Raw genomic sequence first — 21,136 nt, forward strand, 5'->3', positions numbered from 1 at the left:
AGGAGTCACCCCATGAACAACTGGAGTCGTTTCACCGCCTTTGTGTTGCTGGGGTTGGGCAGCCTGCCGGCCAGCGCCTTGCAACCCGGCGCATCGCCAACGCAGACCACCTGCCCGCCCAGCGCCGTGGTACCAGCGGCGGGTGCATCGCAAGCCGCCTTCGATCAATACAGTTGGCAGATGTTCATCAGCCTGAACTGGCCGGCCCAGACAGGACAACGCGGGGTGGCCGACTGCAGCAAGCCCCTGGGCAGCCCTGGCGATACCGTGTGGCAGACCTATAAAAGCGTCAGCGAGACCTTCCTCCCCGGGGCCAAGAATCCAGGCCCCTGGAATTCGCAACTGCAACGCAGAAACCTCAGCCTGATCAACATTGCCGCGGTCAAGAACACCCAAGTGGTGCAATCGGACAATCAAGCGGTGGGCGGCTGGCTGATCGATCAACGCGGTAACCCGACCTACTACGACATCGCCGCCAACGAGGTGTCCTACAACTACATCGTCGCCAACGATTTCTACAACGCGGCAATCGTCGACGCGGCGAAGCACATCAGCTTTCCCAACAACGCCGGTGAAATCAAAGCCAGCTGGCGCATCCTCACCAGCGCCGACGACAGCAGCCGCTATCTGACGATGAGGGCTCTGGTCACCCAGTTCGACAGTCAGGGGCAGCCCAACGGCACCGGTGAAGCCAACCTGGGATTGGTGGGGCTGCACATCATCAGCAAGGTGGAGGGGTTCCCGCAGTGGGTCTGGTCGACCTTCGAGCAGATCGACAACGTACCGCCCAAGGCCAAGCAAGGGAGTACCTGGGTCGATCAGCCAGTCTCGGGGATCTTCTACTCCTACTTTGACGCCAAGGCGCCCGCCGCAAGCCTCAATCAGTCCCCGTGCCTGTGGCAGCAGCAGGGGACACAGTTGGTCTGCACCCCCAGGCCCGGCACCAGCTTCACTACCCCGGACCCGCTGAACCGGGTGACCCCCATCACCGCCGGCACCCAGCAGATCAATACGCAGTACCAAACCGATCCGCAGGTGCAGCAAAGCGTCTTCAAGTACTACCAGTTGATCACCACTCAGCGCCCACAGTCGCCGAATAACCCTGGCAATCCGCTGGGTCAGCCAACGCCGTCGTTGTCGGCCAACGTCACCATGGAAAGCTATATCCAGCCCAACAGCAGTTGCATGAACTGCCACTCCATGGCGACCCCGCTCAACAGCGCCAACAAAAGCGATTTCTCCTTTCTGTTCAGATTCGCCCACGCCCCTGCGCCCAGCGCCGCCAAGGATAAGGAATAGATCATGAGCATATTGAATGGACCCCGGCTGAATTTCTGGGGCGGTATCTCGACCGACGTCAGCGTGCCGAATAACTCACCGACCCTGCCCAACGGGATTGCCACATCCCTGGACCTGTTCGACCTGACGACCTCGACCGTGGCCCAGCAGGCCCAGCCCTACAGCGATGAACAACTGTATGCACTGATCAATGCCCCCGACCCGAGAATCGGCCCCGACAGCCGCTACACCGCTGGCGGCTGGAATCACTACGGGGAGCACGTGGTGGCGATGGACAACGCGCTGATCAGTTCCCAAGGCACGCCGGGTAACATCCTGCCGGAGGGCGACATGGTCGGCCAGCCGGTGTATCTGCTCGGTTCGGTTGTCCCCGGCACCGGACAAGGCCCCTACTCAGGCCCAATGATGGTGGACCTGGACCCGACAGCCACTACGACCACGCAGATTTTCGTTGGCGGCCTGCAGATCGGCAACGGCGACACGCCCCAGTTGTTGATCCGCTGGAACACCGTGTGCAGCAGTTTCGATGTCAACACACGGGTACTGGAACCCAGGAGCATGGACGCTCCTGGCTCCTTTCATGGCAGCGGGACCTTTCAACTGACCTTCCCCCTCAGCAGTATCGTCAGCTACAACAAGAACAGCGCGGGCCTCAAAGCCCTGATCGAGGCCCCTGGCGCCACCGGGATAGTGCTGCGTTTCGTGATGTTCGAAATGTGCCCGACCCTGACCACCGAGCAATTGAACGCCGACTACGCCGCTGGGCAATTCACCCCCAACCCAAGCATTGGCCGGGTCATCGGTACCCTGGCCACCGCCTATGCCGATGAGCCGCAGATCTGTCCCGCCGGTCGCCAGTTGATCAATGCCGACGAAAACATCGGCAGCGTCGCCTACGCCGAAGTCGCCAATGGGCAACTGAGCCTCGATATGGTCAACCTGATTCCCAAGCAGACCTTCCGCGCCAAACGCGACGACATCACCAGCCCCATCGGCCCCAACGCCAACTACGGCACCGTCACTATTGCCGCAGGCACGATGCCACTGGCGAGCTACACACCCTCCGATCCACTGCTGCAGGACTACTACCTGTACGGCGGCATCATCGACATACCGCTCAATACCACCCAGACACAACAGGTGCAAAGCACCCCCCTGTGTGTCAGCGCCCCCGGAAATGGCAGCAACCCCGCGCTGTCGGCTCCCGAAAGCCCTTACCGGGTCTACACCGACCAACGCAATACCTACCTGGACCCTGACAGCAAGGGCGTGCAGGTCACCCTGCAAGCCCGCTACCTTGGCGCCGCCGTGCCGACCGACACGCCCATCAGCATCACCGCCTCGTCAATTTCACTCTATGAGGCCGCCCAGTACTGGGACTTCCTGACCTTCCCCGGTTCACTGACCGTTCCCGCCGGCAAGCCCTCGGTGAGCTTCGAAGTGGTTCCCAAGGCCGGCTCGGGCAGCTTGGCCGGGTTCACCAGCCTGACCTACGTCATCAACAACAACCCCGCCTGCCAGACCTTCAACAACTTCCGCAAATACGCCAAGACCGACTTCGGCATTCCCGCTGGCAGCGCCGTCACCTGGGAACAGGCATACCAGCACGTCTTACGCTTTCACTACCTGGCCTTCCCCGCCATGTCGCGCTACATCCAACTCAACCAGCAGGACGCCGTCATGGGCTACAAACAGGCAATCCTGGCGCGGATATCGCCCGAGTACCAAAACACCACCTTGTACATGTCGGTGGTGCGCTCCATGTCACCGAGCCAGCGAGCCCTGCTGACCGCCTACCTCACCGGCACGCCCTGGCAGCCTTGAACAAGGAGACAAGCATGACCGTTGCCCTGTCTATTCCCGCTCACCCCGAGCAGGCGTTACGCCCCAGCCGCGTCATCGCCGACGGCCTGCTCAACCCGCGCGGTGTTTGTGTACAAGAGGATGGCAGCCTGCTGCTCGTTGAAGCCGGTTCAGGCCTGCCGGAGCAGCCCTTCAGTGGCCGCCTCAGTCACCTGCGACCCGACCCGCAAGCACCCGGCAGCTACCTGCCGCCGCAGGTACTGGTCCAGGGATTTCGCTCGATGAACATGCAATCGCGCATGCTGCGCGACGAGATCATGGGCCTATCGGATATCGCTGCGGGGGACGGCCTCTACCTAGTCAGCCAAACCGACTACGTCGACGGCTCAAAAATCCTCGACCTGCAATACAGCCCGCCCGAGCCGATGTTCCACGCACGCGGCAACCTCAACTCACTGTGCTATCACCCCACCCGCCGAAGCTGGCTGGCGGTCAAGCCCGATACCAATCAACTGGTGGAGTTCACCCACGACGGCGAGCAAGTCCTGGCTCAATTGCCCGATCTGGACCAAGGCCAGGAAGCCGTCCCTGTGACTCTGGTATACGAGCCGCACACCGAGGCGCTATTGATCAGCCTGTTTTCCGGTGAATTACGCAAAGACCCGGCGCGCCAAGGCATCGAATTTGCCGACAAGGCCGGTCAGGTGATTCGGGTCTGGCCGGAAAACGGCAGGATCGAGGTAGTGATTCGTGGGCTGCAACTGCCCACCGGACTGGCCCTCACCCCGCAAGGCCAGGTCCTGGTGCTGGAGTTGTGCGACCGCCTCTTGCAACCGCTAGCTTTGGACTGGGCCGGCGAGCCCCTGCACGGCGGCTTCGCCCGTTTTAGCGGCCGGCTGCTGCGCTGTGACCTGCAGCAGCGCAGTGTCCAGGTGCTCGCCAACGGTCTGGATACGCCTTCCAACCTGTGCTGCGTCAGGGATGCGGTACTGGTGAGCGAAGGAATGGGCCTTAGCGGACGGCCGATTCCTACCGCGAATGATCAAGTAGTCGCACTGAGTGGACGGCTACGTCGGATAGCGCTCTGACCCTAGCCACCGCCTGAAGGAAAAACGCATAAAAAAACGGGGCCCTGCGTGGGCCCCGTTTTCATCGATGCTGAACGCCAAAGAAGACGATCAGAACGGAATATCGTCATCAAAGCTGTCGAAATCCGGTGCCGGCTGCGGAGCGGCCTGCTGTGGCGCTGGGCGCGCCTCACGCTGTGGCTGCGGCGCTGGACGCGATTGCTGAGGACGCGGTGCCGAGTTGGACATGCCACCCTGGCCTTGCTGGTCGCCCTGTGGACGGCCGCCCAGCAGTTGCATGGTGCCCTGCATGTCGACAATGATCTCGGTGGTGTAGCGCTTGATACCGTCTTTTTCCCACTCGCGGGTCTGCAGCTTGCCTTCGATGTAGACCTGCGAACCTTTGCGCAGGTACTCGCCAGCAATCTCGGCCACCTTGCCGAACATCGACACGCGGTGCCATTCAGTTCGCTCGACCTTCTGACCGGTCTGCTTGTCGGTCCACTGTTCACTGGTGGCCAGACTCAGGTTGGTCACGGCGTTACCGTTAGGCAGGTAGCGAACTTCGGGATCCTGGCCGCAAGTGCCGACCAATATGACTTTGTTAACCCCACGGGCCATAACGTTCTCCTAGGCTTCGCGCGCCGTCGGCGCTGGATTGACCAGCTGCTCGAGGGTCGTGCGATCCAATAATTCGGTGTCCAATTTGATGTAAATGGCGGCCTCTTCGGCCACCACAACGGCATCTGTTACCCCAACAACGGCCTTCAGGCGCTCGACCAGGCCGGCTTCGCGGATCGCTGCGGGCGATAACGGCAAGCGCAGGCTCGTCACATACGGGGGCTCGCGCATGGTAACAGCAAAGGCCAGCCAGAGTGCAGCCAGACCTGCGCCTCCCAGGAACACAACCGACAAACCGCCATGCTGGAACAACCAGCCGCCGAGGATGCCGCCCAGTGCCGAACCCAGGAACTGGCTGGTGGAATAAACCCCCATTGCCGTGCCCTTGCCGCCCGCCGGCGACACCTTGCTGATCAGCGACGGTAGCGAAGCCTCTAGCAAGTTGAATGCGGTGAAGAACACCACAGTGCCGATCACCAGCGCCCGCAAGCTGTCGCCGAACCTCCAGAAGAATAGCTCGGTGAGCAGCAGGGTAATGACAGCCCCGAGTAAAACTCGTTTCATTTTGCGTTTCTTCTCGCCGTAGATGATGAACGGAATCATGGCGAAGAAAGAAATCAACAAGGCGGTGAGGTAGACCCACCAGTGCTGCTCCTTGGGCAGGCCGGCTTTCTCGACCAACGCCAAGGGCAACGCGACGAAGCTCGACATGAGCATCGCGTGCAATACAAAGATGCCCAGGTCCAGGCGCAACAGATCGGGATGTTTGAGTGTCGGTATCAGGGCCTGGCGCGCCACCCCCGATTCACGATGCTGCAAGGGACCGGTAGAGCGCGGCACCATGAACGCGATGATCAGGATACCCAGCAGGGCCATCGCGCCGGTGGCCAGGAACAGCCCCGACAGGCCAAAACTGCGAGTCAGGAGCGGACCGACCACCATGGCCACGGCAAAGGACAGGCCGATGGTCATGCCGATCATGGCCATGGCCTTGGTACGATGCTGCTCGCGGGTCAGGTCCGATAACAACGCCATGACGGCTGCCGAAATCGCCCCCGCACCTTGCAGAATGCGTCCGGCGATGATGCCCCAGATCGAGTCGGCATTAGCCGCCAGCACGCTGCCCAGAGCGAACACAATCAGCCCCAGGTAAATCACCGGACGACGCCCGATGCGGTCAGAGATGACGCCGAAAGGAATCTGAAAAACTGCCTGGGTCAGGCCATAAGCCCCAATTGCCAGCCCGATCAGGGCCGGGGTCGCTCCTGCGAAATCCATTCCATAGGTCGCCAGGACCGGCAATACCATAAACATGCCAAGCATACGGAAGGCGAACACCAGGGCCAGACCGCTTGCCGCGCGGGTCTCGCTGCCACTCATGCGTTCGCTGTGGGGATCGTGCATGGAAAAACCTCGTGTGAACCGGCGGCGATTCTACCAGTCCGATCGATTGAGGGGGTATATGGCGACGCTTTGCCGCGCAGCCCTCATCCGCGACCGAAAAAGCACCGCATCATAGTGTGCATCCATCCAGTATTTGGTTTTATACTCCTGCCTTTACGCCCGCCGATCGAGGCCGCTTTTGGACAAGATTCTGATTCGTGGGGCCCGAACCCACAACCTGAAGAACATCGACCTGACCCTGCCACGGGACAAGCTGATCGTCATCACCGGGCTGTCTGGTTCCGGCAAATCATCCCTGGCCTTCGACACCTTGTATGCCGAAGGTCAGCGCCGCTATGTGGAGTCGCTGTCGGCCTATGCTCGTCAGTTCCTGTCGATGATGGAAAAGCCCGATGTCGACACCATCGAAGGGCTATCACCGGCCATTTCCATCGAACAGAAATCCACCTCTCACAACCCGCGCTCCACCGTCGGCACCATCACCGAGATCTACGATTACCTGCGCCTGCTCTATGCCCGCGTCGGTACACCACGGTGCCCGGATCACGACATCCCGCTGGAAGCCCAGACCGTGAGCCAGATGGTCGACCTGGTGCTGGCACAGCCTGAGGGCAGCAAGCTGATGCTGCTGGCACCGGTGATTCGCGAACGCAAGGGTGAGCATCTTTCGGTATTCGAGGAGCTTCGCGCTCAGGGCTTCGTCCGCGCACGGGTCAACGGCAAGCTGTTCGAACTGGACGAATTGCCGAAGCTGGATAAACAGAAAAAGCATTCCATTGATGTGGTGGTCGATCGCTTCAAGGTGCGTGGCGACCTGCAACAGCGTCTGGCGGAATCCTTTGAGACTGCGCTGAAACTGGCGGACGGGATTGCCCTGGTCGCATCAATGGATGACGAACCGGGAGAAGAGACGATCTTCTCCGCACGCTTCGCCTGTCCGATCTGCGGCCATGCCATCAGCGAACTGGAACCCAAGCTGTTCTCCTTCAACAACCCGGCCGGCGCCTGCCCTACCTGTGACGGCCTGGGGGTCAAGCAGTTCTTCGACATCAAACGCTTGGTCAATGGCGAACTGACCCTGGCCGAAGGCGCGATTCGCGGCTGGGACCGACGCAACGTCTATTACTTCCAGATGCTCGGCTCGCTGGCCGCTCATTACGGTTTCAGCCTGGAAGTACCGTTCAACCAACTGCCGGCGGATCAGCAGAAAGTCATTCTGCACGGTAGCGGTACACAGAATGTCGACTTCAAGTACCTCAACGACCGAGGCGATATCGTCAAGCGCTCCCACCCGTTCGAAGGGATTGTGCCGAACCTGGAGCGTCGCTACCGGGAAACCGAGTCAGCCACCGTGCGTGAAGAGCTGGCCAAGTTTCTCAGCACCCAGCCCTGCCCCGACTGCCGCGGCACGCGCCTGCGTCGTGAGGCGCGGCATGTTTGGGTCGGCGAGAAAACCCTGCCGGCGGTTACCAGCCTGCCCATCGGCGACGCGACCAACTATTTCGGCACACTGAAGCTCACCGGGCGTCGCGGTGAAATCGCCGACAAGATTCTCAAGGAGATCCGCGAGCGCCTGCAGTTTCTGGTGAACGTCGGGCTCGACTACCTGACCCTGGATCGCAGCGCCGATACCCTGTCTGGCGGTGAGGCCCAGCGTATCCGTCTAGCCAGCCAGATCGGTGCTGGCCTGGTAGGGGTGATGTACATCCTCGACGAGCCCTCCATCGGCCTGCATCAACGCGACAACGACCGCTTGCTGGGAACCCTGAAACACCTGCGGGATATCGGCAATACGGTGATCGTGGTCGAACACGATGAGGATGCCATTCGCCTCGCCGACTACGTGGTGGATATCGGGCCGGGGGCTGGTGTGCACGGCGGTCACATCGTTGCCGAAGGCACCGCAGCGGAAGTCATGGCGCACCCGGACTCGCTGACCGGTAAGTACTTGTCGGGCCGGGTGAAAATTGTCGTGCCGGCCAAACGCACGCCGCGTAATAAAAAGCTATCCCTGACACTCAAGGGCGCTCGCGGCAACAACCTGCGCAATGTCGACCTGGAAATTCCTATTGGCCTACTGACCTGCGTAACCGGGGTGTCCGGCTCCGGAAAATCGACGCTGATCAACAACACCTTGTTCCCCTTGAGTGCCACCGCGCTCAATGGCGCTACCACCCTGGAGGCCGCGCCTCACGACAGCATCAATGGTTTGCAGCACCTGGATAAAGTGGTGGACATCGATCAGAGCCCGATCGGTCGTACACCACGTTCCAACCCGGCCACCTATACCGGGCTGTTCACCCCTATCCGAGAGCTGTTCGCCGGCGTACCGGAATCTCGCTCGCGTGGCTACGGACCAGGGCGCTTCTCCTTCAACGTCAAGGGCGGGCGCTGCGAAGCCTGTCAGGGCGATGGCCTGATCAAGGTAGAAATGCATTTTCTGCCAGACATCTACGTGCCCTGCGACGTCTGCAAGAGCAAGCGTTACAACCGCGAGACCCTGGAGATCAAATACAAGGGCAAGAACATCCACGAGGTGCTGGAAATGACCATCGAGGAAGCCCGCGAATTCTTCGATCCGGTCCCGGCCCTGGCGCGCAAGCTGCAGACGTTGATGGACGTGGGCCTGTCCTACATCAAGCTCGGCCAGTCAGCCACCACCTTGTCCGGCGGCGAGGCCCAACGGGTCAAACTGTCTCGCGAGCTGTCCAAGCGTGACACCGGCAAAACCCTGTATATCCTCGACGAGCCAACCACCGGTCTGCACTTCGCGGACATTCAACAACTGCTGGACGTTCTGCACCGCCTGCGTGATCACGGCAACACCGTAGTGGTCATCGAGCACAACTTGGATGTGATCAAGACCGCCGACTGGCTGGTGGACTTGGGACCGGAAGGAGGCTCCAAAGGCGGACAGATCATTGCTGTCGGTACTCCGGAACAAGTGGCAGAGATGCCTCAGTCTCATACCGGGCACTACCTCAAGCCGTTGCTGACCCGCGATCGCGCCTGAGGAACACGAAAAAGCCCCTGTCATCTCTGGGTGACAGGGGTTTTCTTACCTCTCAGGCTTGATGCGTCTAGCGTGAGAACGAGCGGCTCGCGAACCGACCTCCACGCTTTCTCCAGTCAGAACTGCGACTGCAGGTAGTTCTCCAGCCCGATGGACTTGATCAACCCAAGCTGCTTCTCCAGCCAGTAAGTGTGATCTTCTTCGGTATCCGCCAACTGAATACGCAGGATGTCACGGCTGACATAGTCCTTGTGCAGCTCGCACAGCTCGATGCCTTTGCACAGCGCAGCGCGGACCTTGTATTCCAGCCGCAGATCGCTGGCCAGCATCTCCGGTACAGTGGTCCCGGTGTCCAGATCATCGGGGCGCATCCGTGGCGTACCTTCGAGCATCAGGATACGGCGCATCAAGGCGTCAGCATGTTGCGCCTCTTCTTCCATTTCGTGATTGATACGCTCGTAGAGTTTGGTGAAACCCCAGTCTTCGTACATCCGCGAATGGATAAAGTATTGGTCACGTGCTGCCAGTTCGCCCGTCAGCAACGTGTTGAGGTAATCGATTACGTCCGGGTGACCTTGCATCGCCCTACATCTCCCTGCTTTAAAGTGCGTAGTTTGAAGCAAGCTGACTTGCAGGTCACTTAGGAAAAAGCAAAAAAGTGAAGAATATCTGAGAAAAGCAGTAGAAATTACGCAAAAACCGCCCTAATGAGGGCGGTTCTGCTTCTTATTTAGACTTAGTTGAGCGATACGCCCAACGCCTTGGCAATACCTTCGCCATAAGCCGGGTCGGCCTTGAAGAAGTGTTGCAACTGACGCGCCACCACATCGTCTGTAACCCCCGCCATCGCACCGGCAATGTTGTTGATCAGCAATGCTTTCTGTTCGTCATTCATCAGACGGAACAGAGCACCCGCATGGCTGTAGTAGTCCGTGTCTTCACGGTGATCATAACGATCTGCGGCGCCAGTGAGGTTCAGTGCTGGTTCGGCGTAGCGCGGCGCCTGCTTCGGCGCATCAGCGTAGCTGTTGGGCTCGTAGTTAGGTGCAGCACCGCCGTTAGAACCGAACGCCATGGCACCGTCACGCTGGTAACTATTCACCGGGCTCATTGGAGCATTGACCGGCAACTGCTGGTGATTGGTACCGACGCGATAGCGATGGGCGTCCGCGTAGGCAAATACACGCCCCTGCAGCATCCGGTCTGGTGAAAGCCCTACACCCGGTACCATGTTGCTTGGACCAAAAGCCGCCTGTTCAACCTCGGCGAAATAGTTGAGCGGGTTGCGGTTCAACTCCAACTCACCCACCTCGATCAGAGGGAACTCCTTCTGCGACCAGGTCTTAGTCACATCGAACGGGTTCTCATAGTGCCCCGCGGCTTGAGCCTCAGTCATGATCTGGATACACACACTCCACTTCGGAAAATCTCCGCGCTCGATCGCATTGAACAGATCGCGCTGCGCGTAATCCGGATCAGTACCCGCCAAACGTGCTGCTTCTGCCGGCGCGAGGTTCTTGATGCCCTGCTTGGTCTTGTAGTGCCACTTCACCCAATGCCGCTCGCCCTTGGCGTTGATCAGGCTGTAGGTATGACTGCCAAAGCCGTGCATATGGCGATAGCCGTCAGGAATGCCCCGATCGGAGAACAAAATAGTGACCTGGTGCAACGCCTCAGGCGAGTGCGACCAGAAATCCCACATCATCTGTGCGCTCTTCAGGTTGCTCTGGGGCAGACGTTTTTGGGTGTGGATAAAATCGGGAAACTTCAACGGGTCACGAATGAAAAACACGGGCGTGTTATTGCCAACGATGTCCCAGTTGCCCTCTTCGGTATAGAACTTGAGGGCAAAGCCACGCGGGTCTCGCTCGGTATCAGCCGAACCACGCTCTCCCCCAACGGTGGAAAAACGCAGGAAGGTCGGAGTCTTCTTGCCTACCGCCTCAAACAGTTTGGCGCTGGTGTATTGCGTAATATCGCGCGAGACCGTGAAGGTGCCATAGGCGCCCGATCCCTTGGCGTGCACGCGACGCTCGGGAATATTCTCGCGGTTGAAATGGGCAAGCTTTTCGATCAAGTGAAAATCGTCGAGAAGCAACGGGCCACGAGGGCCGGCAGAACGAGAGTTCTGGTTGTCAGCGACAGGAGCGCCACTTGCGGTAGTAAGAGTTTTAGTTTGGCTCATGCTCAATCTTCCTCTGTCAATCCGGTGAACTGCCGGCTAATCGGCTGACGATGAGTATTAACCACCAGTGTTACAACATCCAATGCATTACGCATTATCTAGCGATAGAAATATCTAATGCATGCAGACACAAAAAACCGGGCACTAGGCCCGGTTCCTTGTTTCAGACTGACGTCTTACTCAGCGGATACAGCTTCGCCGCCGACAGCACGATCAACCAGTTCAACGTACGCCATAGGGGCGTTGTCGCCAGCGCGGAAACCGCACTTGAGGATGCGCAGGTAGCCACCCTCACGGGTAGCGTAACGCTTGCCCAGATCGTTGAAGAGCTTACCAACGATAGCCTTCGAACGAGTACGGTCGAAAGCCAGACGGCGGTTAGCCAGGCTGTCTGTCTTGGCCAAAGTGATCAGCGGCTCGGCAACGCGACGCAGCTCTTTAGCTTTCGGCAGTGTAGTTTTGATCAGCTCGTGCTCGAACAGCGACACCGCCATGTTTTGGAACATGGCCTTGCGGTGCGAGCTGGTGCGGCTCAGGTGACGCCCACTTTTACGATGACGCATGGTTCATTCCTTACCAAACACAACGTTCGGTGATTACGACGATCAGGCAGTCGCCTTGTCGTCCTTCTTAAGACTTGCAGGCGGCCAGTTGTCGAGGCGCATGCCGAGGGACAGACCGCGGGAGGCCAGAACGTCCTTGATTTCAGTCAAGGATTTCTTGCCCAGGTTCGGAGTCTTCAACAGTTCTACTTCGGTACGCTGAATCAGGTCGCCGATGTAGTAAATGTTTTCCGCCTTAAGGCAGTTAGCCGAACGTACAGTCAGTTCCAGATCGTCAACCGGGCGAAGCAGGATCGGATCGATCTCGTCTTCCTGCTCGACTACCACTGGCTCACTGTCACCTTTGAGGTCGACGAACGCAGCCAACTGCTGTTGCAGAATGGTTGCAGCACGGCGGATAGCCTCTTCAGGATCCAGAGTACCGTTGGTTTCCAGATCAATAACCAGCTTGTCCAGGTTAGTACGCTGCTCGACACGGGCGTTTTCCACCACGTAGGCGATGCGACGCACCGGGCTGAACGAAGAGTCAAGCTGCAAGCGACCAATGCTGCGGCTTTCATCTTCATCGCTCTGACGCGAGTCGGCCGGTTCATAACCACGACCACGAGCTACTACGAGCTTCATGTTCAGGGCGCCGTTAGACGCCAGGTTAGCGATTACGTGATCGGGGTTAACGATCTCGACATCATGATCCAGCTGAATATCGGCAGCGGTAACCACCCCCGAACCCTTCTTCGACAAGGTCAGCGTAACTTCGTCACGGCCGTGCAGCTTGATAGCCAGACCTTTAAGGTTCAACAGGATTTCAATTACGTCTTCCTGTACACCTTCGATGGCGCTGTACTCGTGGAGCACACCGTCAATCTCGGCCTCGACTACTGCACAGCCGGGCATTGAGGACAACAGGATGCGGCGCAGCGCGTTGCCCAGGGTGTGGCCAAAACCACGCTCGAGAGGCTCGAGGGTGATCTTGGCGCGGGTTGGACTGACAACCTGCACATCAATGTGGCGGGGTGTCAGGAACTCATTTACCGAAATCTGCATGGATGCACCTATTTTCTAGCCCTTACTTGGAGTAGAGCTCGACAATCAGGCTTTCGTTGATGTCGGCGGACAGATCACTGCGAGCTGGAACGTTCTTGAAAACGCCCGACTTCTTCTCAGTGTCTACTTCTACCCATTCTACGCGGCCACGTTGAGCACACAGATCGAGAGCTTGGACAATGCGAAGTTGGTTTTTTGCTTTCTCGCGAACAGCCACCACGTCACCAGCACGAACCTGGTAGGACGGAACGTTAACGGTCTGACCGTTTACGCTGATCGACTTGTGCGATACCAGCTGACGGGATTCGGCACGAGTGGAACCGAAGCCCATGCGGTATACAACGTTGTCCAGACGGCATTCGAGCAATTGCAACAGGTTTTCGCCGGTTGCGCCCTTCTTGCCAGCTGCTTGTTTGTAGTAGCCGCTGAATTGACGCTCAAGTACACCGTAGATACGACGAACTTTTTGCTTTTCACGCAACTGAGTACCGTAGTCGGATTGACGACCACGGCGCTGGCCATGAATGCCAGGAGCTGCTTCGATGTTGCACTTGGATTCGATAGCGCGCACGCCGCTCTTCAGGAAGAGATCGGTGCCTTCGCGACGAGCCAGTTTGCATTTTGGACCAATGTAACGAGCCATTCTTTACAATCTCCTGGATTACACGCGGCGCTTCTTCGGCGGACGGCACCCGTTATGCGGGATTGGCGTCACGTCGGTGATGCTGGCGATCTTGTAGCCACAGCCGTTCAAAGCGCGGACTGCGGATTCACGACCTGGACCTGGGCCCTTGACGTTAACGTCGAGGTTTTTCAGGCCATATTCCAGCGCAGCTTGACCAGCACGCTCAGCAGCTACTTGAGCAGCGAACGGGGTGGACTTGCGAGAACCGCGGAAACCCGAACCACCGGAGGTAGCCCAGGAAAGAGCGTTACCTTGACGGTCGGTGATGGTCACGATGGTGTTGTTGAAAGACGCGTGGATGTGGGCGATGCCATCAACCACTGTCTTTTTAATCTTTTTACGAGGACGAGCAGCAGGTTTTGCCATGACTAAATTCCTGTCGATTCGCTGGTGCGATTACTTGCGGATCGGCTTACGCGGACCTTTGCGAGTACGCGCGTTGGTCTTGGTACGCTGACCGCGCACTGGAAGACCACGACGATGGCGCAGACCGCGGTAGCAGCCCAGATCCATCAAGCGTTTGATTTTCATGTTGATTTCGCGACGCAGGTCACCTTCAGTGGTGAACTTCGCCACTTCGCCACGCAGCTGTTCAATTTGCTCGTCGCTCAGATCCTTGATCTTCGCAGCTGGGTTGACCCCAGTCACTGCACAGATTTTCTGCGCAGTAGTGCGACCAACACCATAGATGTAGGTCAGCGAGATAACAGTATGCTTGTTATCTGGAATGTTAACGCCTGCAATACGGGCCATTCAGTGGGACTCCAATTGACAGCTACCTACGCCCCGGAAGCCAAGAAATAGGGCGCGAGATAATATCGCTGTAATAACAAATAATCAACCCGGCAGCGCACTAGCTGCCGGGCTTGAAGCACAATCACACTCAGCCTTGGCGCTGTTTGTGACGCGGTTCCGCGCTGCAAATTACTCGAACAACACCTTCGCGGCGAATAATCTTGCAGTTACGGCACAGCTTTTTCACCGATGCACGAACTTTCATCACCAACTCCTCGAACCTTATGGATTAGCGCAGCATACCGCTGCCGTAACCCTTCAGGTTGGCTTTCTTCATCAGGGATTCGTACTGGTGGGAAACGAGGTGCGATTGTACTTGCGACATAAAGTCCATAACAACCACGACCACGATCAGCAACGAGGTCCCGCCAAGGTAGAACGGAACGTTTGCAGCAACCACCAGGAACTGGGGCAACAGACACACGGCCGTCATATATAGAGCACCGAACATGGTCAAGCGGGTCAGAACGCCATCAATGTAGCGCGCCGACTGCTCACCTGGACGGATGCCCGGAATAAAGGCACCGGACTTCTTCAGGTTTTCCGCTACGTCTTTCGGATTGAACATCAACGCCGTATAGAAGAAGCAGAAGAAAATAATCCCTGCACTAAACAGCAGAATATTCAACGGCTGACCAGGAGCGATCGACTGCGAGATGTCCTGCAACCAGCCCATACCTTCAGACTGACCGAACCAGGCACCCAACGAAGCCGGAAACAGCAAAATGCTGCTCGCGAAGATAGCAGGAATAACACCGGCCATATTCACTTTCAGCGGCAAGTGGCTGGTCTGCGCAGCAAAAACCTTACGGCCCTGCTGACGCTTGGCGTAGTGAACAGCAATACGACGCTGGCCACGCTCAATGAACACCACAAAACCGATAATCGCTACTGCCAGCAAACCGATCGCAACCAAGGCAAAAATGTTGATATCACCCTGACGCGCAGACTCGAAAGACTGCCCGATCGCTCTCGGAAGACCGGCGACGATACCTGCGAAAATCAACATCGAGATACCGTTGCCAACACCACGCTCAGTAATCTGCTCACCCAGCCACATCATGAACATCGCACCAGCCACAAACGTGGATACCGCGACGAAATGGAAGCCAAAGTCACCAGTGAACGCAACGCCCTGCCCTGCCAGACCAACGGACATACCGATGGCCTGAACCAGAGCTAGGACGACAGTGCCGTAGCGGGTGTACTGGCTGATCTTGCGACGGCCAGCTTCACCTTCCTTCTTCAACTGCTCCAACTGCGGGCTGACGGCTGTCATCAGTTGCATGATGATCGAGGCCGAGATGTACGGCATGATCCCCAGTGCAAAGATGCTCATCCGTTCCAGCGCGCCGCCGGAAAACATGTTGAACAAGCTAAGAATGGTCCCCTCATTCTGTCGAAACAGGTCTGCGAGTCGGTCAGGGTTGATACCTGGAACCGGGATGTGTGCGCCTATTCGGTAGACGATAATCGCCAGGAACAGAAAACGCAGACGAGCCCAGAGTTCAGACATACCGCCTTTGCCGAGCGCAGAGAGAGCACCTTGCTTAGCCATTTATTCCTCGAACTTGCCGCCAGCTGCTTCGATAGCCGCACGCGCACCTTTGGTGGCTGCGATACCCTTGATGGTCACAGCGCGAGTAACTTCGCCGGACAGCATGATTTTCACACGCTGAACGTTCTGGTTAATCACGTTGGCATCTTTTAGGGACTGCACGGTGACGATGTCGCCTTCCACTTTGGCCAGCTCGGACAGACGCACTTCTGCGCGGTCCATGGCTTTCAGGGAAACGAAACCGAACTTCGGCAGGCGACGATGCAGCGGCTGTTGACCGCCTTCAAAGCCTGGAGCAATGGTGCCACCGGAGCGGGAAGTCTGACCTTTGTGACCACGGCCACCAGTCTTACCCAAACCACTACCGATACCACGGCCCGGACGATGCTTTTCACGACGGGAACCCGGCGCTGGACTCAGATCATTGAGTTTCATCGATTAACCCTCGACACGCAGCATGTAGTAAGCCTTGTTGATCATCCCGCGGTTCTCGGGAGTATCTTGGACTTCTACAGTGTGACCGATGCGACGCAGACCCAGACCCTTAACGCACAGTTTGTGGTTAGGGATACGGCCGGTCATGCTTTTGATCAGCGTTACTTTAACGGTAGCCATGATCAGATAATCTCCTGGACGCTTTTGCCACGCTTGGCGGCAATGGATTCAGGGGACTGCATAGCCTTCAAACCTTTAAAAGTGGCGTGAACCACGTTTACCGGGTTAGTCGAGCCATAGCACTTGGCCAGAACGTTCTGAACGCCAGCAACTTCGAGGACAGCACGCATAGCGCCGCCAGCGATGATACCGGTACCTTCAGAAGCAGGCTGCATGTACACCTTGGAAGCGCCGTGAGCGGACTTCATTGCGTACTGCAGAGTGGTGCCGTTCAGATCAACCTGGATCATGTTGCGGCGAGCAGCTTCCATTGCCTTCTGGATCGCAGCAGGCACTTCACGCGACTTGCCACGGCCGAAGCCAACACGGCCTTTACCATCACCAACCACGGTCAACGCGGTGAAAGTGAAGATACGGCCGCCTTTAACGGTTTTGGCTACGCGGTTAACTTGAACCAGCTTCTCGATGTAGCCTTCGTCGCGCTTTTGGTCGTTATTTGACATAACTTAGAACTCCAGCCCAGCTTCACGAGCAGCATCAGCCAGCGCCTTGACGCGGCCGTGATACTTGAAGCCAGAGCGGTCGAAAGCCACCTGCGAGACGCCAGCGGCTTTTGCACGCGTAGCGACCAGCTGGCCAACCTTAGTGGCCGCGTCGATGTTGCCAGTGGCGCCATCACGCAGTTCTTTATCCAAAGTCGAGGCACTTGCCAGGACTTTGTTGCCGTCGGCCGAAATGACCTGGGCGTAGATGTGCTGCGAAGAGCGGAACACGCAGAGACGCACGACTTCGAGTTCGTGCATTTTCAGGCGTGCTTTGCGAGCGCGACGCAGTCGAGTAACTTTTTTGTCGGTCATTTGCTATGCCCTACTTCTTCTTGGCTTCTTTACGACGGACGACTTCGTCCGCGTAGCGCACACCTTTACCTTTGTAAGGCTCTGGTGGACGGAAGTCGCGGATCTCAGCGGCCACTTGACCTACCAGCTGCTTATCGATGCCCTTGATCAGGATATCGGTCTGGCTAGGAGTCTCAGCGGTGATGCCTTCCGGCAGTTCGTAATCCACTGGATGCGAGAAGCCGAGGGCCAGGTTCAGCACTGTGCCTTTTGCTTGTGCCTTGTAACCAACACCGACCAGCTGGAGCTTACGCTCGAAGCCTTGGCTAACGCCTTGGACCATGTTGTTTACCAGAGCACGAGTGGTACCGGCCATTGCACGAGTTTGTTGGTCGCCATTGCGAGCAGCGAAACGCAGCTCACCAGCTTCCTCAACAATTTCAACGGACGAGTGAACGTTCAGTTCGAGAGTGCCCTTGGCACCCTTCACCGAAAGCTGTTGGCCGGCGAATTTAACTTCGACACCAGCTGGCAGCTTAACGGGGTTCTTAGCGACGCGAGACATGCTTATCCCCCCTTAGAACACAGTGCAAAGAACTTCGCCGCCGACACCGGCAGCGCGCGCAGCACGATCAGTCATCACACCCTTGTTGGTGGAGACGATAGACACGCCAAGACCGCCACGTACTTTCGGCAGTTCTTCAACGGACTTGTACTGACGCAGGCCTGGACGGCTAACGCGCTTCACTTCCTCGATGACCGGACGGCCTTCGAAGTATTTCAGCTCGATGGACAGCAGAGGTTTGATTTCGCTGCTGATCTGATAACCCGCGATGTAACCTTCGTCCTTCAGGACTTTTGCTACAGCCACCTTCAGCGTGGAAGACGGCATGCTTACGACGGACTTTTCAGCCATCTGGGCATTACGGATTCGAGTTAGCATGTCCGCTAACGGGTCCTGCATACTCATGGGCTAGATGCTCCTGATACAAAAAGAATTAGCCTTGCGGCTACAACTGTCGCCGAGAAATTCCGGGCAAAAAACACGGGCTCAGGCGAGCCGGTCATTCTAGACACACCCCAGAAATGAATCAAGCCCCAAAAGGGGCTTGATTCATGCTCAAGGCCACCGGCGATCGGGATCTTACGAGCCCGGTCACCGCGACTTTAATAGCTATTACCAGCTGGCTTTAACCAGACCTGGTACGTCACCACGCATTGCAGCTTCACGCAGCTTGTTACGGCCAAGGCCGAACTTGCGATAAACGCCATGCGGACGACCAGTCAGGCGGCAGCGGTTACGCATGCGCGAGGCGCTTGCGTCACGTGGCTGCTTCTGCAGAGCCACGGTAGCTTCCCAGCGCGCTTCTGGACTTGCGTTCAGATCCACGATGATCGCTTTCAGCGCTGCACGCTTGGTGGCGTACTTGGCAACGGTGAGCTGACGCTTCAGCTCACGGTTTTTCATGCTCTTCTTGGCCATTTTCCTACTCCAATCAGTTGCGGAACGGGAATTTGAAAGCACGCAGCAGAGCGCGGCCTTCATCATCGTTCTTGGCAGTGGTGGTCAGGGTAATGTCCAGACCGCGGAGAGCATCGATCTTGTCGTAATCGATTTCCGGGAAAATGATCTGCTCTTTCACGCCCATGCTGTAGTTACCACGACCATCGAAGGACTTGGCATTCAGGCCGCGGAAGTCGCGAACCCGAGGCAGGGAGATCGACAGCAGACGATCCAGGAATTCGTACATACGCTCACGGCGCAAGGTCACTTTGACGCCGATCGGCCATCCTTCGCGGACTTTGAAGCCAGCGATGGATTTACGAGCGTAGGTCACAACGACTTTTTGGCCGGTGATCTTTTCCAGGTCAGCAACAGCATGCTCGATGACTTTTTTGTCGCCGATTGCTTCGCCCAGACCCATGTTCAGGGTGATTTTGGTAACGCGCGGAACTTCCATCACGTTCGAAAGCTTAAGTTCTTCCTTAAGTTTCGGAGCGATTTCCTTCCGGTAAATCTCTTTTAGTCGTGCCATGGTCTTCTACCTAGCAGTGTTCAAGCATCAACCGCTTTTTGGGTCGACTTGAAGACACGAATTTTTTTGCCGTCTTCTACTTTGAAACCAACGCGGTCAGCCTTGTTGGTTTCGCCGTTGAAAATGGCGACGTTGGAAGCGTGCAGTGGCGCTTCTTTCTCGACGATACCGCCCTGTACGCCCGACATCGGGTTAGGCTTGGTATGACGCTTGACCAGGTTCAGGCCACCGACGACCAGACGGTCATCAGCCAGAACCTTAAGCACCTTACCGCGCTTACCTTTGTCTTTGCCGGCGATCACGATGATCTCGTCGTCACGACGAATCTTTTGCATGTCGGATCTCCTTACAGCACTTCTGGGGCGAGCGAGACGATCTTCATGAACTTCTCAGTACGAAGCTCACGGGTCACTGGCCCAAAGATACGGGTGCCGATCGGCTCTTGCTTGTTGTTCAACAGAACAGCAGCGTTGCCGTCAAAGCGGATGATGGAGCCGTCTGCACGACGAACACCGTGGCGAGTGCGGACCACAACAGCAGTCATCACCTGGCCTTTCTTCACCTTACCGCGAGGAATTGCTTCCTTGACGGTCACTTTGATGATGTCACCGATACCAGCGTAACGACGATGGGAGCCACCCAGCACCTTGATGCACATAACGCGGCGAGCGCCGCTGTTATCGGCCACATCGAGCATGGATTGAGTCTGAATCATATAATTTCTCCGACCCCTAGCCCTTAGACTTCCACAGCGCGTTCGAGAACATCAACCAGGGCCCAAGACTTGGTCTTGGCCATCGGACGAGTTTCACGAATAGTGACCTTGTCGCCGATGTGGCACTGATTGGTTTCGTCGTGCGCGTGCAGCTTAGTCGAACGCTTAACGTATTTACCGTAGATAGGGTGCTTAACGCGACGCTCGATCAGAACGGTGATGGTCTTGTCCATCTTGTCGCTGACAACACGGCCAGTCAGCGTACGGACAGTTTTTTCGGCTTCAGCCATGATTACTTACCTGCCTGCTGGTTGAGCACAGTCTTCACGCGAGCGATGTCACGCTTAACTTGCGAGAGCAGATGAGACTGCCCCAACTGGCCAGTTGCTTTCTGCATACGCAGATTGAACTGGTCGCGCAGCAGGCCGAGCAGTTGCTCGTTCAGCTGCTGTGCGGATTTTTCACGAAGTTCATTCGCTTTCATCACATCACCGTCCGTTTAACAAAGGAGGTGGCGAGCGGCAGCTTTGCAGCAGCCAGGGCGAAAGCCTCACGCGCCAGCTCTTCAGAAACACCCTCGATTTCATACAGGACTTTGCCTGGCTGAATCTGGGCAACCCAGTATTCGACGTTACCCTTACCTTTACCCATCCGAACTTCGAGTGGTTTTTTGGAAATAGGCTTGTCCGGGAATACACGGATCCAGATCTTGCCACCACGTTTTACGTGACGGGTCAGAGCACGACGCGCTGACTCGATCTGACGAGCGGTGAGACGACCACGAGCAACAGACTTCAGCGCGAACTCGCCGAAGCTGACTTTGCTACCGCGCAATGCCAGACCACGGTTGTGGCCGGTCATTTGCTTGCGGAACTTCGTACGCTTTGGTTGCAACAT

Annotated in this window: 28 protein-coding genes; 4 read left to right on the forward strand and 24 right to left on the reverse strand. The window is 57.4% G+C overall.

Annotated elements, in window-relative coordinates; all coding sequences use genetic code 11:
- The first annotated feature begins 12 nt into the window (after nucleotides 1-12).
- The 3 genes from PLD_RS01210 to PLD_RS01220 are packed head-to-tail and all read left to right on the forward strand — an operon-like array spanning nucleotide 13 to nucleotide 4,190.
- Nucleotides 13-1,299 (forward strand): hypothetical protein, encoded by a 1,287-nt coding sequence (locus PLD_RS01210; RefSeq protein WP_159889119.1) that lies wholly within the window; start codon nucleotides 13-15, stop codon nucleotides 1,297-1,299.
- Nucleotides 1,300-1,302: 3 nt separating this feature from the next.
- On the forward strand, nucleotides 1,303-3,123 hold the full coding sequence (locus PLD_RS01215; RefSeq protein WP_159889121.1) for a hypothetical protein: 1,821 nt from the start codon (nucleotides 1,303-1,305) through the stop codon (nucleotides 3,121-3,123).
- A gap of 14 nt (nucleotides 3,124-3,137) precedes the next feature.
- Nucleotides 3,138-4,190 (forward strand): hypothetical protein, encoded by a 1,053-nt coding sequence (locus tag PLD_RS01220; RefSeq protein WP_159889123.1) that lies wholly within the window; start codon nucleotides 3,138-3,140, stop codon nucleotides 4,188-4,190.
- Between the two features lie 90 nt (nucleotides 4,191-4,280).
- Here PLD_RS01220 and PLD_RS01225 read toward each other — a convergent pair whose 3' ends face one another.
- The gene (locus tag PLD_RS01225) at nucleotides 4,281-4,790 is read right to left on the reverse strand and encodes a single-stranded DNA-binding protein (RefSeq protein WP_159889125.1); all 510 of its coding nucleotides are present in this window, start codon (nucleotides 4,788-4,790) and stop codon (nucleotides 4,281-4,283) included.
- Nucleotides 4,791-4,799: 9 nt separating this feature from the next.
- Nucleotides 4,800-6,194, reverse strand: a complete 1,395-nt coding sequence (locus tag PLD_RS01230) for an MFS transporter (protein ID WP_159889127.1) — start codon at nucleotides 6,192-6,194, stop codon at nucleotides 4,800-4,802.
- Between the two features lie 178 nt (nucleotides 6,195-6,372).
- Between PLD_RS01230 and uvrA the strand changes: the two genes are divergently transcribed.
- A complete protein-coding gene (uvrA, locus tag PLD_RS01235) occupies nucleotides 6,373-9,207 on the forward strand; it encodes an excinuclease ABC subunit UvrA (protein ID WP_159889129.1) in 2,835 nt (944 codons plus the stop codon).
- A gap of 116 nt (nucleotides 9,208-9,323) precedes the next feature.
- Here uvrA and bfr read toward each other — a convergent pair whose 3' ends face one another.
- The 22 genes from bfr to rplP all read right to left on the reverse strand — a co-directional run bounded on the left by bfr (nucleotide 9,324) and on the right by rplP (nucleotide 21,136).
- Nucleotides 9,324-9,788 (reverse strand): bacterioferritin, encoded by a 465-nt coding sequence (gene bfr, locus PLD_RS01240; protein WP_011063770.1) that lies wholly within the window; start codon nucleotides 9,786-9,788, stop codon nucleotides 9,324-9,326.
- Between the two features lie 155 nt (nucleotides 9,789-9,943).
- Complete coding sequence (locus tag PLD_RS01245; protein WP_159889131.1) at nucleotides 9,944-11,392, reverse strand: catalase; 1,449 nt, start codon at nucleotides 11,390-11,392, stop codon at nucleotides 9,944-9,946.
- A gap of 176 nt (nucleotides 11,393-11,568) precedes the next feature.
- Nucleotides 11,569-11,955, reverse strand: a complete 387-nt coding sequence (rplQ, locus tag PLD_RS01250) for a 50S ribosomal protein L17 (protein ID WP_007924175.1) — start codon at nucleotides 11,953-11,955, stop codon at nucleotides 11,569-11,571.
- A gap of 42 nt (nucleotides 11,956-11,997) precedes the next feature.
- The gene (gene rpoA / locus PLD_RS01255) at nucleotides 11,998-12,999 is read right to left on the reverse strand and encodes a DNA-directed RNA polymerase subunit alpha (protein WP_007970428.1); all 1,002 of its coding nucleotides are present in this window, start codon (nucleotides 12,997-12,999) and stop codon (nucleotides 11,998-12,000) included.
- 22 nt (nucleotides 13,000-13,021) lie between these two features.
- Complete coding sequence (gene rpsD / locus PLD_RS01260) at nucleotides 13,022-13,642, reverse strand: 30S ribosomal protein S4 (protein ID WP_011063772.1); 621 nt, start codon at nucleotides 13,640-13,642, stop codon at nucleotides 13,022-13,024.
- 18 nt (nucleotides 13,643-13,660) lie between these two features.
- A complete protein-coding gene (gene rpsK / locus PLD_RS01265) occupies nucleotides 13,661-14,050 on the reverse strand; it encodes a 30S ribosomal protein S11 (RefSeq protein ID WP_007924177.1) in 390 nt (129 codons plus the stop codon).
- 30 nt (nucleotides 14,051-14,080) lie between these two features.
- Nucleotides 14,081-14,437, reverse strand: coding sequence for a 30S ribosomal protein S13 (rpsM, locus tag PLD_RS01270; RefSeq protein ID WP_003186020.1), 357 nt, complete (start codon nucleotides 14,435-14,437; stop codon nucleotides 14,081-14,083).
- Between the two features lie 130 nt (nucleotides 14,438-14,567).
- Nucleotides 14,568-14,684, reverse strand: a complete 117-nt coding sequence (rpmJ, locus tag PLD_RS01275) for a 50S ribosomal protein L36 (RefSeq protein ID WP_002555468.1) — start codon at nucleotides 14,682-14,684, stop codon at nucleotides 14,568-14,570.
- A gap of 24 nt (nucleotides 14,685-14,708) precedes the next feature.
- Nucleotides 14,709-16,037, reverse strand: coding sequence for a preprotein translocase subunit SecY (gene secY / locus PLD_RS01280; RefSeq protein WP_007924182.1), 1,329 nt, complete (start codon nucleotides 16,035-16,037; stop codon nucleotides 14,709-14,711).
- Nucleotides 16,038-16,472: a 50S ribosomal protein L15 gene (gene rplO / locus PLD_RS01285; RefSeq protein ID WP_007924183.1), complete on the reverse strand. Its 435-nt coding sequence runs from the start codon at nucleotides 16,470-16,472 to the stop codon at nucleotides 16,038-16,040.
- Between the two features lie 3 nt (nucleotides 16,473-16,475).
- Nucleotides 16,476-16,652, reverse strand: coding sequence for a 50S ribosomal protein L30 (gene rpmD / locus PLD_RS01290; protein ID WP_003176408.1), 177 nt, complete (start codon nucleotides 16,650-16,652; stop codon nucleotides 16,476-16,478).
- 2 nt (nucleotides 16,653-16,654) lie between these two features.
- Nucleotides 16,655-17,155 (reverse strand): 30S ribosomal protein S5, encoded by a 501-nt coding sequence (gene rpsE, locus PLD_RS01295; RefSeq protein WP_007924184.1) that lies wholly within the window; start codon nucleotides 17,153-17,155, stop codon nucleotides 16,655-16,657.
- 3 nt (nucleotides 17,156-17,158) lie between these two features.
- Nucleotides 17,159-17,509, reverse strand: coding sequence for a 50S ribosomal protein L18 (rplR, locus tag PLD_RS01300; RefSeq protein ID WP_003186037.1), 351 nt, complete (start codon nucleotides 17,507-17,509; stop codon nucleotides 17,159-17,161).
- 10 nt (nucleotides 17,510-17,519) lie between these two features.
- Nucleotides 17,520-18,053: a 50S ribosomal protein L6 gene (gene rplF / locus PLD_RS01305; protein ID WP_025129400.1), complete on the reverse strand. Its 534-nt coding sequence runs from the start codon at nucleotides 18,051-18,053 to the stop codon at nucleotides 17,520-17,522.
- Nucleotides 18,054-18,065: 12 nt separating this feature from the next.
- Complete coding sequence (gene rpsH / locus PLD_RS01310; protein WP_011063773.1) at nucleotides 18,066-18,458, reverse strand: 30S ribosomal protein S8; 393 nt, start codon at nucleotides 18,456-18,458, stop codon at nucleotides 18,066-18,068.
- A gap of 207 nt (nucleotides 18,459-18,665) precedes the next feature.
- Entirely contained in the window at nucleotides 18,666-18,971 is a 306-nt protein-coding gene (gene rpsN, locus PLD_RS01315; RefSeq protein WP_003228726.1) for a 30S ribosomal protein S14, read from the reverse strand.
- Nucleotides 18,972-18,984: 13 nt separating this feature from the next.
- Nucleotides 18,985-19,524, reverse strand: a complete 540-nt coding sequence (rplE, locus tag PLD_RS01320; protein ID WP_003210069.1) for a 50S ribosomal protein L5 — start codon at nucleotides 19,522-19,524, stop codon at nucleotides 18,985-18,987.
- A gap of 20 nt (nucleotides 19,525-19,544) precedes the next feature.
- Complete coding sequence (gene rplX / locus PLD_RS01325; protein ID WP_007896770.1) at nucleotides 19,545-19,859, reverse strand: 50S ribosomal protein L24; 315 nt, start codon at nucleotides 19,857-19,859, stop codon at nucleotides 19,545-19,547.
- An 11-nt stretch (nucleotides 19,860-19,870) separates the two neighbouring features.
- A complete protein-coding gene (rplN, locus tag PLD_RS01330) occupies nucleotides 19,871-20,239 on the reverse strand; it encodes a 50S ribosomal protein L14 (RefSeq protein WP_002555479.1) in 369 nt (122 codons plus the stop codon).
- Nucleotides 20,240-20,262: 23 nt separating this feature from the next.
- Nucleotides 20,263-20,529 carry a 30S ribosomal protein S17 gene (gene rpsQ, locus PLD_RS01335; protein WP_003194644.1) on the reverse strand — a complete coding sequence of 89 codons (267 nt, stop codon included), beginning with the start codon at nucleotides 20,527-20,529 and terminating at the stop codon, nucleotides 20,263-20,265.
- A 2-nt stretch (nucleotides 20,530-20,531) separates the two neighbouring features.
- Nucleotides 20,532-20,723 carry a 50S ribosomal protein L29 gene (gene rpmC / locus PLD_RS01340; protein ID WP_002555481.1) on the reverse strand — a complete coding sequence of 64 codons (192 nt, stop codon included), beginning with the start codon at nucleotides 20,721-20,723 and terminating at the stop codon, nucleotides 20,532-20,534.
- Nucleotides 20,723-21,136 (reverse strand): 50S ribosomal protein L16, encoded by a 414-nt coding sequence (gene rplP / locus PLD_RS01345; RefSeq protein WP_003228729.1) that lies wholly within the window; start codon nucleotides 21,134-21,136, stop codon nucleotides 20,723-20,725. Before rplP ends, rpmC begins: the two co-directional genes overlap by 1 nt.

Source organism: Pseudomonas sp. LD120 (assembly GCF_009861525.1).
Lineage (GTDB): Bacteria > Pseudomonadota > Gammaproteobacteria > Pseudomonadales > Pseudomonadaceae > Aquipseudomonas.